Raw genomic sequence first — 13,719 nt, 5'->3', positions numbered from 1 at the left:
ATGGCTAAGAAGACCCCTGCACTGAAGAAAAATGTTAAGGGTGCAGCAAAAGGTGTGGATGCACCAAAAAAAACTATTCGTCGACGCCGAAGAAGAGGCAATCAGGAATATAGTGGTGTAACACCTCTGCTTATTATGCTGATTACTGGACTTGCCTTTTTTAAAGTAGAATTGGCGATGCTGGTTGGTGCGGGAATGCTGCCTACATTCGTGATGGCTTTTACGGTCAGCGGTGAGCATAAATCTGCTAAATTACAATGTGTTGCCTTTGCCAATCTTACCGGGGTTCTGTTCAAGTTCAACACGGTACTTAGTCAGCCACACTTGATCTCGGACATCTTATTTGATCCGATTAATATCTTGGTGATGTGGGGTGCTGCTGTTCTTGGGCATGCCTTGATTTACCTTGGCCCTTGGGCTGCGGCTTTCTTTTTACAGGCGATGGCACAAGATAAGCTCAAGAAACTGAATGCACAGAAGCAGGGGCTTGTGGAACTGTGGGGGCACGAAGTGCTTGGTGACAAGGAAGAGCAGCAACAGCAAGCTCAACAATCAATGAGATAAATAAAAAGCCGGGCTAAACCCGGCTTTTCTATTAGTGGGATGATAGATTGCCCATCCCGGTTTCTGAAGCTGCCAATCGCATGGCTTTTTGCACTTTTTCAAACGCCCTCACTTCAATCTGGCGTACGCGTTCGCGGCTTACACCATAATGTTGGGATAATTCTTCCAGCGTTTTAGCAGGTTCCGCCAAACGGCGCTCTGTAAGAATATGACGTTCACGTTCGTTCAGATTTTCCATAGCATCCGTAAGTAACTTGAGGCGCTGGTCCCGTTCCTCGTTATCCGCAACGATCGTTTCCTGATCGGGGTTTTCATCAACCAGCCAGTCCTGCCATTCTCCTTCAGCGTCGGCTTTAAGGGGAGCGTTCAGGGAGTGGTCATGCGCGCTCATACGGCGGTTCATGGAAACCACGTCATCTTCCGCAACATCTAGCTTTTCAGCAATTTTAGTTACATTCTCAGGCGTCAGGTCACCTTCCTCAACTGCGGAAATCTGGCCTTTAAGGCGGCGCAGGTTGAAGAATAGTTTCTTCTGAGCGGCAGTTGTGCCGATTTTAACCAGGCTCCAACTACGAAGGATATATTCCTGAATAGCGGCTCTAATCCACCACATTGCGTATGTTGCCAGACGGAAACCTTTTTCTGGGTCAAAGCGTTTCACCGCTTGCATCATGCCTACGTTACCCTCGGAAATCAGGTCAGCAACCGGAAGGCCGTAACCGCGGTAACCCATAGCAATTTTAGCTACGAGGCGCAGGTGGCTTGTTACCATAGTGCGCGCAGCTTTACTGTCTTCATGCTCAGCCCATGCTTTGGCGAGCATATATTCCTGATCAGCTTCTAACATTGGGTATTTGCGAATTTCCTGAAGGTATGAAGAAAGGCTTCCTTCAGGGGACAAGGTAGGCAAATTACTTTGTGACATAAAAATCCTCACAGCAACTTTGTTATACGCCAGATAAACTGCACGCTTATTATACGCTAAACCCGATAGGCATCCAGCGCTTCAAGTAGTTCCTTCATATCATATGGTAATTCGCTCTCAAATTTAAAGAGCTTACCTTCAATAGGGTGAATAAAACCAAGCGAGCGGGCGTGAAGTGCCTGCCGGTTAAAGCTTTGAAGCGCTGCACGCGGTTTGCCTTTAACCTGCGCGGAAACTTTATTGTTTTTGTTGTAAACCGGATCACCTACCAGCGGATTGCCAATATGCGCCATATGAACGCGTACCTGATGCGTGCGGCCTGTTTCCAGCTGGCATTCAATTTCAGTGGCGATAGCATGACCTGCTTGCGCGAATGTGTTGATGGTGCGGTAGTGGGTTTTGGCCCATTTGCCGCCGTTTTCAGCAACTGCCATACGCTTGCGGTCAACAGGGTGGCGGGCAATGTTCCCTTCTACATGGCCGTTAAGCGGATTTGGAAAACCTCTGCACACCGCTGTGTATTTGCGTTCGATACTATGGTCAGCAAACTGTTCTGCAAGGCCGTTATGGGCCTTATCGTGTTTTGCCATCACCAGAAGGCCACTGGTTTCCTTATCAATACGGTGCACAATACCGGGGCGCTTCACGCCGCCAATACCGCTGAGAGACCCTGCACAGTGATGCAATAGGGCATTCACAAGTGTACCTGTTGGGCTGCCGGGCGCAGGATGCACCACCATGCCTGCAGGTTTGTTCACCACAATCAGGTGATCATCCTCAAAAATCACATCGAGCGGTATGTTTTCAGCCTGAGGTTCAGCATCTTCTGCTTCGGGGACTGTGATAGAATATATCTCGCCTGCTTTTACCTTTGCAGATGGGCTTGTGACAGCTTTTCCGTTCAGGCTAATATTGCCTTCTTTGATAAGTGCTTTGAGCCGTGAGCGAGAAATGTCTGGCATTGCGTCTGCAAGCAGCTTATCAAGCCGTGTAGCAGCACTATCTGCTGGAACTTGTATTTCGTGTAAGTCGTTCATGGAGACCTGTTATGACTTCAGATACTCAAAATGTCACGCCTGAGAATGCAGAAAATGCAGAGGAAGCTCCAAAAGCACCGCTGTGGCTGATTATGGTCGTGGTAATTCTGGGTATTGGCATCGTGGGTATGCTTGGCCTGATCATCATGAAAATTATTGCAGGTGACCATCAGAAAAAGCCTGAAGAAGAGCAGCTTGTTTCAGAGGCAGTCATCTCTACCCCAAGTGCTCTAGATAACGCTGCTGGGCAGATTGCTACACCAGAAAAGAACGTGTTTGTACCGGGTTCTCAATATGCCATTAATTATGATGGTCTTGTAGTTGAGCGTCCAGAAGGGGCAGAGCTGATCTCTTCTTCGTTGTCTGGTTATGAAATTCTGCTTCGTTTCCGTACAAAAGACGGTGAAGATTTACTGCTTATCGTGAACCGTACGAACGGTAAAACGCAGCAGGTTAAAATCTCTCGCTAAGAAATTTTCTGTTAAAAGCCGGCATTCTCCGTAGCATATCAAATGCTGCGCTATGTAAACTCATGCTTGCACCATAATCTGATAAATGTTCAGATACTCGCCATAGGAAGCGATAGGCAATAAGGCCGTAAGGACAAATTTCAAAAAACAGTACGATTGGATTTGAATTTACATCTGCACGGCCTATTGTTTTATCGGAGGAAGTTTCTAGTGGGGAGGATATAGTGCTAGGACAGATGCAGAATTGGCCATTGTTGGTTTCCAAACTGTTAGAAAGCGGTGAAGTTAATCACCCAAACCGTGAAGTGTTTTCTATGTTGCCGGAAGGCGGCGAATTTCGTTATACATTCAAAGATCTTGCTCTTCGCGCTCGCAAATGTGCGCAGGCGATGGAGCGTTTAGGTATTGAAAAAGGTGACCGCGTAGCAACACTGGCGTGGAACACACACCGCCATGTAGAGCTGTGGTTCGCAGGTTCTGGTATGGGCGGCGTGACACACACAGTGAACCCGCGTTTGTTCCCTGAGCAACTTATTTACATCATGAACCATGCGGAAGATAAAATCCTCTTCCTTGATGTAACGTTTGTGCCGCTTATTGAAAAGCTGGCGCCGATGCTGGAAACAATCGAACATTATGTGATTATGGTTGGCCGTGAGCATATGCCAGAAACCAGCTTGCCGAACGTGATCTGCTATGAAGAGTTTGTTGAAGCAGAAGACGGTAGTTATGAATGGCCACAGCTTGATGAAAATACGGCGTGCGGACTTTGTTACACATCCGGTACAACAGGCAACCCGAAGGGTGTGCTATATTCACACCGTTCTAACTTCCTGCACACGCTGACCGTTCTTCAAAAAGATGTTCTGAGCATCGGCGCGCACACAGTTATTCTGCCAGTGGTGCCTATGTTCCATGCGAATGCTTGGGGTATTCCTTATGCGGCATTGGCTGCTGGTTCGAAGCTTGTGCTCAACGGCCCTCATCATGACCCAGAAACACTGCATATGCTGCTGATCCGCGAGAAAGTGACGATGACGGCGGCTGTGCCGACTGTATGGATGCAGATGCTTCGCTACTTGAAAGAAAATGATCTTAACTGTGGTGAGCTGAAGGATGTGACCATTGGTGGTTCTGCTGTACCGCGTAGCATGATCCAAACCTTCCAGGATGATTACGGTGTACGTGTGAACCACGCGTGGGGTATGACAGAATGTAGCCCGTTAGGTAGCTTAGGCAGTGAAAACTCAGCTGTTGCTGAACTTAGCAACGAAGAAAAGCTGGATGTGCAGTGTAAGCAGGGACGTCCGGTTCTTGGTGTTGAGATGGCTATCAAGGATGATGATGGTAATCACCTGCCGTGGGACGGCAAATCATCAGGCCGCCTGATGGTGCGTGGCCCGTGGATTGTGGAATCATATTACCGCTCCGGTGAAACAGCCCTCGATGATGAAGGTTGGTTCGATACAGGCGATGTATCCTTGATGGATGAATACGGTTTTATGCAAATCACCGACCGCGCGAAAGACGTAATTAAGTCTGGTGGTGAGTGGATTAGCTCTATCGACCTTGAAAACGAAGCTGTTGGGCACCCTGGTGTCGCTGAAGCGGGCGTGATTGGTGTTTACCACCCGAAATGGGATGAACGCCCACTTCTCTGTATTGTGGAAGAGGATGGCCAGACGGTAACCAAGGAAGAAATGCTTGCTTACTTGGACGGTAAAATCGCCAAATGGTGGATGCCAGATGATGTGGTGACGGTTGAAGAACTGCCGCATACAGCAACAGGTAAGATTTCCAAGAAAGACCTTCGTGACCAGTTCAAGGACTATAAACTACCGGGCACCTAGTTCTTGTGAACTGATCTGATGCATAAGAAAGCCGCGGTGGTTGCCGCGGCTTTTTCTTTATACCCAATGATCATCTGAAGGGGTAATTATTCCGTACACAAGGCTATGAAACATCTCAGAGTAATCCTTGGCGATCAATTATCTGATCAAATCTCATGCCTTGAAGGCTGGGATAAATCCCGTGATGTAATTCTGATGTGCGAAGTATGGGATGAAGCCACTTATGTGAAGCATCATAAAAAGAAGATTGCGTTTCTTTTTTCAGCTATGCGCCACTTTGCGGCTGAACTGACGGGACAAGGTTACAAGGTTCGTTATATCAAGCTTGATGATGCGGATAATACAGGATCGCTGAAAGGGGAGGTTTCCCGTGCACTCAGTGATGCTGGTCTTGACTGTGTGGTAACAACATTCCCCGGTGAATACCGTGTTCTTGAGGATATGAAAAGCTGGGGAAATGATCTTTCGGTTCCTGTTGAAATACGCAGTGATACTCGCTTTCTGCGGTCACCAGAAGACTTTGAAATCTGGGCTAGTGGTCGTAAGCAGTTGCGGATGGAATATTTTTACCGGGAAATGCGGCAGCGGTATTCCGTGCTTATGGATGATGGTGCGCCAGCCGGGGGGCAGTGGAATTATGATGCTGAAAACCGAAAGCCACCAAAAGAAGGCCTGAATATCCCAAAGCCATATTATGGTGAGCCTGATGAAATAACCGCGGAGGTTATTGAGATGGTCAGTAAGCGGTTTGCTGACCATTTTGGTGACCTTGAGCCTTTCTATTTCGCTGTTACCCGTGAAGGGGCGCTAGAGGTTCTCCGGCTATTCATAGAAGAGCGGCTTAAGAATTTTGGGGATTATCAAGATGCCATGGTTGAGGGAGAACCGTGGATGTATCATTCCCACATAAGCTTCTATTTAAATTGTGGTTTGTTAAACCCACTTGAGTGCATCAAAGCGGCTGAAAATGCTGATGCCGAGAGGAAAGCCCCGCTTAATGCGGTGGAAGGGTTTATTCGCCAGATTATAGGCTGGCGGGAGTATATCAGAGGTATCTACTGGCTTAAGATGCCGGAGTATGCCGGCGAGAATTTCTTCAATGCGGACCGTAAGTTGCCAGAGTTTTACTGGACAGCTCAAACTAAAATGAACTGCTTAAGGCAGTGTGTTACAGAAACCAAAGAAAACGCCTACGCGCATCATATTCAGCGGTTGATGGTGCTTGGTAATTTCGCACTTCTTACAGGGATTGATCCACGAGAGGTGAATGAGTGGTTTTTGGTTGTTTATGCTGATGCATATGAATGGGTGGAACTGCCCAATGTTTCCGGCATGATTTTGTTTGCTGATGGTGGTTATCTTGCCAGCAAACCATATGCGGCGGGCGGTGGTTACATTAACAAAATGTCTGATTATTGCCGTAACTGCTCCTATAAAGTGAGCAAGAAGAATGGAACAGATGCTTGCCCTTTCAATTACCTCTATTGGGATTTTTTAGGCCGAAATCGTGAGAAGCTGGCGGGTAACCACCGAATGGGTATGATGTACCGAACCTATGCCTGTATGGGGGAAGAAAAACACCGTGCAATTCAAGCTGATGCAGATCGGTTTTTCGCTGATCTGGATGATGGCGAAATCGTATAGATATTTCCAGATATCGGAGACCATTTAATGTGTAATCAATCAGCAGAAATTAGCGAGATTATTGAACTTGCATGGTGCGATAAAACATCCTTTGATGATATCAAACAGCTTACTGACATCCCTGAAAGTGAAGTTATTAAAATAATGCGTCGGAATTTAAAGCCATCTAGTTTTAGGTTATGGCGCAAACGGGTATCGGGTAGAACAAAAAAGCACGCTAAGTTAAGCACTGTGAAGCCATACAGGGGTGAGTTCAAAGGTTAAAAATTGCGGACTACTTGGTAAATGTTCGCCTAAATAAATACTCAATTGCTTATTTGTAGGCGACGTTTCGAAAGATACGCCTGTCGGGAATTGCGAGTAAATTATTATATAATTTAGCTTCTGCTCGTGCGATTTTATGAAGCATTGGGGATGTTCCAAATTGATAGACGTATTTTATCTTTTCTTTAAATGTCCAATGACTTACGAGCCAATATTGGGGGGCAAATAATTCATAACCCGGAAGGCAGGACATAATATCTTCTAAATCTGCTTGGGATTTTAAGCGGCCATCAAATTCAAAACTGATTAAAGGTTTATGTGCTGCTATTGTTTCTTTTAATCCTAGAAGTACCTCACGCTCCATACCCTCAACATCTATTTTAATATAGTTTATTTCATCTAGCGAAAGGTTGCCGATATAGTCGTCTCCTTTCTTGACTTGGAGTTTTTGTGCGGAGCCAATTAATTCTGAATTACTCGCTGAAAATCCAGAATTCCCGAGGTTGTCGGAAGTGTTTTCAATGAATTGCTGTTTAGCATCTTTATGGCCGAGCCCAACCTTATGTAGATCAACATTGTTGATGCAGTTAATCTCAAGGTGTTCTTCCAACATTTTGTAAGCTGTTGGGTTGGGTTCAAAGGCAATAACTTTATCGAAATGTGAAGACAAATAAATACTGTGGTTACCGATATTTGCGCCAATATCAAGCATCAGTGTTTTTTTAAGAAGATTTGTTTTTAAAAACTTTAAGAATTCGCGCTCGTAAATACCGTGTAGATAGATAAATCTGGAAATATAGTCTTTGGGATTAATTATGAACGATAGGCCATCATTTGTTTTATGAAGGAACTTTTGTTTTTTCCACTTCAGGAACAGGTTTTTAATAGGTAGGGCAATACTATAGTGAAGCTTTCTGTTTATAAAGCTCCATATATTTATGAACGCCATAGCTTCCTCGAATTTCAGCGCAACTTATATAAGTTCTATTTATCCTTATACGCCGCTGCCATCCATTTAAGAAGCCACTTAACTGGCCATATCCAGATAATGCCGAAGATCAAATAATAGATAGACTGAATGGCAATTGACCAATCAATGATCAATTCACCGACAGCAGCCACACCAAATGCGTAGGCGGAAAGACCAAAAATAAGGATCAGCATACCAGTGATGCTACGGTGCGACGGGCGTGTTGGTTCCATTGGTGTTTTCCTCTTCGCCTACATCAGGCCTTTAAGTTTTGCCGCTTTTGTAATGATACGCTTGGTTTCTGTCCATAGAGGAAGTTCAAGTGCTTCTGAAATAGGCAGGAAGTGGGCTTCCTTTGCGTCACTTGCAGCCTGAAGCGTGCCGCCTACCACATCAACTGCATAATCAAGCAGTGTATAGTGAAAGCGCATGTCACCGTTTGGTGCACGGTCAATAAAATCAATCACATCCAGAAAACCAGCGATGGTTACATCAAGGCCCGTTTCTTCTTTAACCTCTCTGATAACCGCATCTTCAACTGTTTCACCGATATCCTGCCTGCCGCCGGGCATGCTCCATTCACCTTCGCGGGGGGGTTTCGCGCGTCTGATCATCAACACTTTACCATCATTAATAACAACGGCGCCGACAGCAATTATGGGTCTTTCAGGATTTTTACTTGCCTCAGTCATATGCATACTATTTCTTGTTACAAAACAAGGCCGATACTGGTTCAGCAAAAGGGCATAGGCAAGCGTTATGTGTGGAAGATTTTCGCTCAAGACAACAACGATGGAAATTGAGCAGGTTTTCAAGGTGAACGCACCTGTGCCAATCCCTGACCGATATAATATCGCGCCGCGCCAACCTGTACTTATCATACGCCATACCGAAAAAGCTGTGCGTGAGCTTGCGGCTGTTGAATGGGGACTGGTGCCTGAATGGAAAAAGGAAATTGGCGACAAGCCGCTTATTAACGCGCGGGTTGAAACTATTGAAGCCAAACCTTCCTTCCGTTCAAGTATTAAGCGGAAGCGTTGTTTGGTACCCTTTACTGGGTGGTATGAATGGAAAACGGTTGATGGCCTCAAAGTTCCACATTTTATCAGCCATATGGATGGTGAAATGCATGCTTTTGCAGGGATTTGGTCCACGTGGCACGGCCCACACGGCGATCACTGGCTTGAAACCATGTCTATCGTGACTGCAGCTTCAAACGGCACCATGAAAGGCATGCACCACCGAAAGCCTCTTGTGGTGAAGCCAGAGCAATTTGAAGATTGGCTCACGCTGCATGATCCACTGCCGCGCAATTTTCTGGGCAGTTTTGATTGGGAAGAGGAACAGCATTTTCACTGGCGGCCTGTAAGCCGAAAGGTAAACAGTGTGCGTTATGATGGGCCTGATTGCCTTGATCCACCGGAAGAAAACCCACAGGGCGTATTATTTTAGAGAGTAAGGATAGGTTGATGAATTTCAGCGATAAAAGCGGCGTGATTTATACCGATGAGAAAGACGGTATTGGCTATCTTGTGCTCAATCGCCCCGAGAAGCGGAATGCCATGCTGCAAGCTATGTGGGAAGCAATCCCAAACGCGGTGGCTGAACTGGATGCAAATCCAAACGTACGGGTGATAATTGTAACAGGCAGTAGTGATAAGGCTTTTTGCGCGGGGGCTGATCTCGAAGAGCTTGAAGCTATTGCCACCTCTGCTGAACGCCGTGAAAGCAACCGTCTGGCCATCAGAAATGCACAGCGCTCGCTCGCCCGGGCTAAGAAGCCAACGATTGCCCAGATATGGGGCGCCTGCGTTGGTGGAGGCTGCGGGCTTGCAATCCACTGTGACATGCGCTTTGCAGCACGCGGCGCTAAGTTTGGTATTACGCCGGCTAAATTGGGGCTTGTGTACCCGCTGAACGATACCAAGCAGTTGGTTGATTTGGTGGGACCATCGAAGGCGAAATCTATCCTCTTTAGTGCACGAAAAATGGATGTGGATGAAGCAGAACGAATTGGCTTGATTGACATGGTATTTGAGCCAAATGAACTCGAGGAAGAAACACTTGCGTTCGCACAGCAGGTTTCAAAGCAGTCTCAATATTCTGTTCGCATGATGAAAACCTTTATCCAGCGGGTGCTGGACGGGCAAGTGGATGATGATGAAGAAACAGCTAACATCTTTGGTGATGCGCATGAAGGGATGGACGCAACAGAAGGCGTGAGAGCATTCCTTGAGAAACGTGCGCCAGTGTTTAAGTGGACGGGTGAAGAATAAGCCCTAAAGTTAAATGAAACAGTTTCAGGGGAGGTAGGTATGTTCAGTGGTCAGGTTGTTTGGATAACAGGAGCATCTTCAGGTATCGGGGAAGCTGTAGCGCTTGAAATGGTGACAGAAGGCGCGAGCCTTATTCTTTCTGCACGCCGGGAAAGCGAACTCACACGGGTGAAAGAAGCCTGCGTAGCGCGAGGTGCAGCTGCGGAGAATGTGATGGTGCTGCCACTTGATGTGACAGACGAAGCGAGCCTACCCGAGAAAGTAGCTGAAGCGCGTGCCTTTAAAGGGCGTATTGATATGCTTTATAACAATGCAGGTATATCGCAGCGTTCTACTTGTTTAGAGACAGATATGGCCACTTACCGCCGTCTGTTTGAAGTAGATGTATTCGGCCAGATTGCACTCACCAAAGAGGTTTTACCTGTGATGCTGGAGCAGGGGAGTGGCCATATGGCTGTAACCGCTTCAGTGGCTGGTAAGGTCGGCGCACCAAAGCGCACAGGCTATTGCGCGGCCAAACACGCGATGATGGGCTTTTTTGATGCTCTTCGAGCTGAGACAAGCAAGGACGGTATTTTTGTAACTACCATTACACCCGGCTTTATCCGTACTGCTATTTCGGAAAATGCGCTTAAGGGGGACGGAACTGAATTTGGCAAGATGGACGAAAATATCTCTGGCGGGATGGATGTAACAGACTGCGCCAAGGTTATTATGCGTGGTTTCAAGAAGAAAAAGAAAGAGATTGCAGTAGGTAAGGGAATGGAAATGAATGCGCTTTGGGTTAAGCGTTTCTTCCCGAATATGCTGTTTAAAATGGTTGAGCGGCTTGGTTAGCTATCAAGCTTTTTATGGTGGGCGCCTTTTTGTGCAGACGGCATAAAACGGTTCCACCATTTCTCACTTTTAGCCTGTGAGTGAATTGCAGGGTTTGGCGTAGGCCGATCAAAAACCACTTCAGGTGTGCCGTACCCTAAATCAATATATTCCAATTGTCTGATGTTCTGCTGATCAAGGATCAAACGGTCAGTGATATCTACAATTGGCTGCCTGTCTTCATAGATTGAGCAGCTGATAATATAGCTGGCATTCCCTTCTGTATCAGCGAGCGGTAGATAAAGCGAGGCAACATCAGCTGGCCCTGATTTACGTTCCACTGTCTTCCTCAATAGCGCCGCACAGGGTTGGTCCAGCACTGCTGCATAAAGCCGTGCTGTATTTTCGTGCATTTGTGGGCTGGTGAAATCAAACGCATTCATGCCTATATGAGGGTTATGCCAGTGCGTGTTGGACCCTGTGCCCATCATACGGATAGGGATATCATAGCGGTTATGTCGTTTGAGAAGGGCAATGCGCGGCAACAGTTCGTGCAGGTCACTTGGTGTAAGCGCAGCCTTTGGCGGAATATACTGCCCTTCAGGGCGCGGCAATTCCTGCCAATATTCTAAAAGATGTTCTAATACTCCGGAAACAGGCACCCCAGCCTCCTATCAGTATAAAAAAGAACTTCACCCATAATTAGGATGAAGTTCCTTTGTTACTTTAGCAAGGGTGTATAAATATCGCCTTATGGGTTTACTTTTTGACGTGCTTCAAATGTTTGAATCTCTTGTGTGATTCCCGCTGCCAGATCATTTGGAATAGGGAATGTAAGATTATACTGGATGATCTTCCAGCCATCATTTGTGCGAATCAGTACACCTGTACCGCGACTTGTGCCGTATTTTTCGTTGTTGAGAATTTCATCAAACCAAGCGGTGTTACCGTCTGCTGCGATATAGATGAAGCGGTTCTCTTTGGTATATGTCCAGCCGCGTGTTTTTGAAGCGTATGATTTGAATTCGGCTTTGCTCCAACGCTCAGAAGCATCGGTTCCCATAAAGACGCTATCCTCGGTCAGCAGGCCGAAATATGTGTCCCAATCAGCTTTGGATGCTGCTGTGTGGAAGCTGGTAAGCGCAGTATTTACATCTTCTTTGGCGTCACGGGCAACTGCTGAACTGAATGCAATGCAGGCGACCGCTACAGCGATTAATAGATTTCTCATTGTTCCCTCCCAGAAAAAAGGCAGCCTCAGAAGGCTGCCAATTCAATTTATTATGCGTTTGTTTCGCGAATTTCCCCCGAACGAAGCCTCGCCAAATAACTGGTAAGATCCCGCTTTAATTCAGGCGCCATGATATAAATACCAATCACGTTTGGTACTGCCATCAGGAAGAACATACTGTCCATAAGGGCATATACTTCTCCGGCTGAGAATACAGCACCAGGAATAAGGGCTGCGCAGAAGATTACTTTGAAGATCATCATAGAACGGCTGCTGCCGCCGAAAACAAATTCCCAAACTTTGCCGGAATAATAGCCCCAGCTGATGATTGTAGAATACCCAAACAGGAAGGCCGCGATAGCGAGAACCCAAGGGAACCATGCAATCACACTGCCGAATGCCTGAGATGTAAGGGAAATGCCAGCCACATCGGTACCGCCCACGTAAACACCTGTAATCACAATCACAAGCGCTGTCATCGTGGAAACCACAACTGTATCAATGAATGGTTCCATAAGGGCAACCATGCCTTCAGATACAGGCTCGTTTGTTTTCGCAGCTGCATGCGCCATTGTTGCTGAACCAAGGCCAGCCTCTGTTGAATATACAGCACGCTGCATAGCAATGATGATGGTACCGATAATGCCACCAATACCAGCTTCAAGCGAGAAGGCAGATGAGAAAATAGTACCAAAGGCCGCTGGAACGGCTGACACGTTTCCAAGAATGATAACAAGAGCACCGAGGATATAAATCCCTGCCATTGCAGGCACAAGACGCGCTGTTACCTTCGCGATGGATTTAATGCCGCCGATGATCACAACAGCAGTAGCCGCTGCGATAAAGACACCAAAGCCCCACTTTGTTGCCTCTGACGTGAAGCCCGTTACAACGGAGATAGCTTCGAAAGACTGGTTTACCTGTGCTACCTGCAACAATGTTGGGACCGCCAGAATCGCGTATGTCCATGCCAGTGCCTTACCAACTTTACCCCAACCGCGCGCTTTCAGGCCGCGCTCTAGATAATACATCGGGCCGCCAGCTACTGTGCCGTCTTCGCGTACGTCGCGGTATTTCACACCGAGCGTACATTCCGCGAATTTGAGTGACATGGCGCAGAAACCAATCAGGATCATCCAGAAAGTGGCGCCCGGCCCACCTGTGGAGATTGCAACTGCAACACCCGCGATATTACCAAGGCCAACAGTACCGGAAAGGGCGGTGGATAATGCCTGAAACTGCGTAACCTCCCCAGGGGCAGTTTCATCATGGTAATCCCCGCGTACAATTTTCCAGGCACGTTTGAAGCTGGTGACATTGATGAACATGAAATATCCGGTCAAAATCAGCATCGGCAGTGCAAGGAATGCAACAATCCATGCGATTTCAAAACCAAATACCGTGATATTGCTGAATACAAATGCCTCGAGCGCGTAAATCGCGTCAGACACTGTGTTGACAAAACCGCTTCTGTCTTCGGTTGTTTCCTGAGCTATTGCCCCGGCGCTGGAAAAGATGCCCACAAGCGCTGCAACAGCGAGACGTTTAAATATACCCACGTCTACTCCCCATTATTCTGTTTTTCGAGAGATTAGGCGACAGGTGGCCTTGAGGAAAGGAGAAATTACCAATTCGTTAAAATTTTACATCTCGAGTGTGGAGGGGAGGCTAA

At 46.9% G+C, this 13,719-nt stretch carries 16 protein-coding genes; 8 read left to right on the top strand and 8 right to left on the bottom strand.

Features of this window, described 5'->3' with window-relative positions; genetic code table 11:
• Complete coding sequence (locus KFE96_RS14175) at positions 1 to 564, top strand: hypothetical protein (RefSeq protein WP_255833212.1); 564 nt, start codon at positions 1 to 3, stop codon at positions 562 to 564.
• A gap of 31 nt (positions 565 to 595) precedes the next feature.
• On the opposite strand, the gene rpoH is transcribed toward KFE96_RS14175, so the two are convergent.
• Together rpoH and KFE96_RS14165 are read right to left on the bottom strand one after the other, a co-directional pair.
• A complete protein-coding gene (rpoH, locus tag KFE96_RS14170) occupies positions 596 to 1,489 on the bottom strand; it encodes an RNA polymerase sigma factor RpoH (protein ID WP_255833211.1) in 894 nt (297 codons plus the stop codon).
• Positions 1,490 to 1,545: 56 nt separating this feature from the next.
• Positions 1,546 to 2,526 (bottom strand): RluA family pseudouridine synthase, encoded by a 981-nt coding sequence (locus KFE96_RS14165; protein ID WP_255833210.1) that lies wholly within the window; start codon positions 2,524 to 2,526, stop codon positions 1,546 to 1,548.
• An 11-nt stretch (positions 2,527 to 2,537) separates the two neighbouring features.
• Between KFE96_RS14165 and KFE96_RS14160 the strand changes: the two genes are divergently transcribed.
• From KFE96_RS14160 to KFE96_RS14145, 4 genes are all read left to right on the top strand, one after another.
• Positions 2,538 to 2,996 (top strand): hypothetical protein, encoded by a 459-nt coding sequence (locus KFE96_RS14160; RefSeq protein ID WP_255833209.1) that lies wholly within the window; start codon positions 2,538 to 2,540, stop codon positions 2,994 to 2,996.
• A gap of 224 nt (positions 2,997 to 3,220) precedes the next feature.
• Positions 3,221 to 4,846 carry a long-chain-fatty-acid--CoA ligase gene (locus tag KFE96_RS14155; protein WP_255833208.1) on the top strand — a complete coding sequence of 542 codons (1,626 nt, stop codon included), beginning with the start codon at positions 3,221 to 3,223 and terminating at the stop codon, positions 4,844 to 4,846.
• A 105-nt stretch (positions 4,847 to 4,951) separates the two neighbouring features.
• On the top strand, positions 4,952 to 6,490 hold the full coding sequence (locus tag KFE96_RS14150) for a cryptochrome/photolyase family protein (RefSeq protein WP_255833206.1): 1,539 nt from the start codon (positions 4,952 to 4,954) through the stop codon (positions 6,488 to 6,490).
• A gap of 27 nt (positions 6,491 to 6,517) precedes the next feature.
• Entirely contained in the window at positions 6,518 to 6,754 is a 237-nt protein-coding gene (locus KFE96_RS14145) for a TIGR03643 family protein (protein WP_255833205.1), read from the top strand.
• Positions 6,755 to 6,803: 49 nt separating this feature from the next.
• On the opposite strand, the gene KFE96_RS14140 is transcribed toward KFE96_RS14145, so the two are convergent.
• The 3 genes from KFE96_RS14140 to KFE96_RS14130 are packed head-to-tail and all read right to left on the bottom strand — an operon-like array spanning position 6,804 to position 8,416.
• Positions 6,804 to 7,703: an FkbM family methyltransferase gene (locus KFE96_RS14140; RefSeq protein WP_255833204.1), complete on the bottom strand. Its 900-nt coding sequence runs from the start codon at positions 7,701 to 7,703 to the stop codon at positions 6,804 to 6,806.
• A gap of 35 nt (positions 7,704 to 7,738) precedes the next feature.
• Entirely contained in the window at positions 7,739 to 7,957 is a 219-nt protein-coding gene (locus tag KFE96_RS14135) for a DUF2842 domain-containing protein (protein WP_255833203.1), read from the bottom strand.
• A gap of 18 nt (positions 7,958 to 7,975) precedes the next feature.
• Positions 7,976 to 8,416, bottom strand: a complete 441-nt coding sequence (locus tag KFE96_RS14130; protein ID WP_255833202.1) for an NUDIX hydrolase — start codon at positions 8,414 to 8,416, stop codon at positions 7,976 to 7,978.
• 67 nt (positions 8,417 to 8,483) lie between these two features.
• Here KFE96_RS14130 and KFE96_RS14125 point away from each other — a divergent pair, with 67 nt between their 5' ends.
• From KFE96_RS14125 to KFE96_RS14115, 3 genes are read left to right on the top strand one after another with little or no spacing between them, the layout of a single operon-like run.
• Positions 8,484 to 9,176, top strand: coding sequence for an SOS response-associated peptidase (locus KFE96_RS14125; RefSeq protein ID WP_255833201.1), 693 nt, complete (start codon positions 8,484 to 8,486; stop codon positions 9,174 to 9,176).
• A gap of 17 nt (positions 9,177 to 9,193) precedes the next feature.
• Entirely contained in the window at positions 9,194 to 10,000 is an 807-nt protein-coding gene (locus tag KFE96_RS14120) for an enoyl-CoA hydratase/isomerase family protein (RefSeq protein ID WP_255833200.1), read from the top strand.
• A gap of 39 nt (positions 10,001 to 10,039) precedes the next feature.
• The gene (locus KFE96_RS14115) at positions 10,040 to 10,837 is read left to right on the top strand and encodes an SDR family oxidoreductase (RefSeq protein ID WP_255833199.1); all 798 of its coding nucleotides are present in this window, start codon (positions 10,040 to 10,042) and stop codon (positions 10,835 to 10,837) included.
• On the opposite strand, the gene KFE96_RS14110 is transcribed toward KFE96_RS14115, so the two are convergent.
• The 3 genes from KFE96_RS14110 to KFE96_RS14100 form a co-directional block, all read right to left on the bottom strand.
• The gene (locus KFE96_RS14110) at positions 10,834 to 11,478 is read right to left on the bottom strand and encodes a PAS domain-containing protein (protein WP_255833198.1); all 645 of its coding nucleotides are present in this window, start codon (positions 11,476 to 11,478) and stop codon (positions 10,834 to 10,836) included. The two genes, KFE96_RS14115 and KFE96_RS14110, sit on opposite strands and share 4 nt — an antisense overlap.
• 89 nt (positions 11,479 to 11,567) lie before the next feature.
• Positions 11,568 to 12,047, bottom strand: coding sequence for a nuclear transport factor 2 family protein (locus KFE96_RS14105; protein ID WP_255833197.1), 480 nt, complete (start codon positions 12,045 to 12,047; stop codon positions 11,568 to 11,570).
• A 50-nt stretch (positions 12,048 to 12,097) separates the two neighbouring features.
• Entirely contained in the window at positions 12,098 to 13,600 is a 1,503-nt protein-coding gene (locus KFE96_RS14100) for an alanine/glycine:cation symporter family protein (protein ID WP_370650596.1), read from the bottom strand.
• Positions 13,601 to 13,719: the final 119 nt, after the last annotated feature.

It is taken from the genome of Kordiimonas sp. SCSIO 12603 (assembly GCF_024398035.1).
GTDB lineage: Bacteria > Pseudomonadota > Alphaproteobacteria > Sphingomonadales > Kordiimonadaceae > Kordiimonas.
Note: the sequence above shows the minus strand (reverse complement) of the source record. Positions and strands in the feature narration are given on the sequence as shown.

What these genes read in the sequence shown, in the direction of transcription:
- KFE96_RS14175 (WP_255833212.1), top strand. Translation starts at nt 1, where the DNA reads ATGGCTAAGAAGACCCCTGCACTGAAGAAAAATGTTAAGGGTGCAGCA.
- rpoH (WP_255833211.1), bottom strand. Translation starts at nt 1,489, where the DNA reads ATGTCACAAAGTAATTTGCCTACCTTGTCCCCTGAAGGAAGCCTTTCT.
- KFE96_RS14165 (WP_255833210.1), bottom strand. Translation starts at nt 2,526, where the DNA reads ATGAACGACTTACACGAAATACAAGTTCCAGCAGATAGTGCTGCTACA.
- KFE96_RS14160 (WP_255833209.1), top strand. Translation starts at nt 2,538, where the DNA reads ATGACTTCAGATACTCAAAATGTCACGCCTGAGAATGCAGAAAATGCA.
- KFE96_RS14150 (WP_255833206.1), top strand. Translation starts at nt 4,952, where the DNA reads ATGAAACATCTCAGAGTAATCCTTGGCGATCAATTATCTGATCAAATC.
- KFE96_RS14145 (WP_255833205.1), top strand. Translation starts at nt 6,518, where the DNA reads ATGTGTAATCAATCAGCAGAAATTAGCGAGATTATTGAACTTGCATGG.
- KFE96_RS14140 (WP_255833204.1), bottom strand. Translation starts at nt 7,703, where the DNA reads ATGGCGTTCATAAATATATGGAGCTTTATAAACAGAAAGCTTCACTAT.
- KFE96_RS14135 (WP_255833203.1), bottom strand. Translation starts at nt 7,957, where the DNA reads ATGGAACCAACACGCCCGTCGCACCGTAGCATCACTGGTATGCTGATC.
- KFE96_RS14130 (WP_255833202.1), bottom strand. Translation starts at nt 8,416, where the DNA reads ATGACTGAGGCAAGTAAAAATCCTGAAAGACCCATAATTGCTGTCGGC.
- KFE96_RS14125 (WP_255833201.1), top strand. Translation starts at nt 8,484, where the DNA reads ATGTGTGGAAGATTTTCGCTCAAGACAACAACGATGGAAATTGAGCAG.
- KFE96_RS14120 (WP_255833200.1), top strand. Translation starts at nt 9,194, where the DNA reads ATGAATTTCAGCGATAAAAGCGGCGTGATTTATACCGATGAGAAAGAC.
- KFE96_RS14115 (WP_255833199.1), top strand. Translation starts at nt 10,040, where the DNA reads ATGTTCAGTGGTCAGGTTGTTTGGATAACAGGAGCATCTTCAGGTATC.
- KFE96_RS14105 (WP_255833197.1), bottom strand. Translation starts at nt 12,047, where the DNA reads ATGAGAAATCTATTAATCGCTGTAGCGGTCGCCTGCATTGCATTCAGT.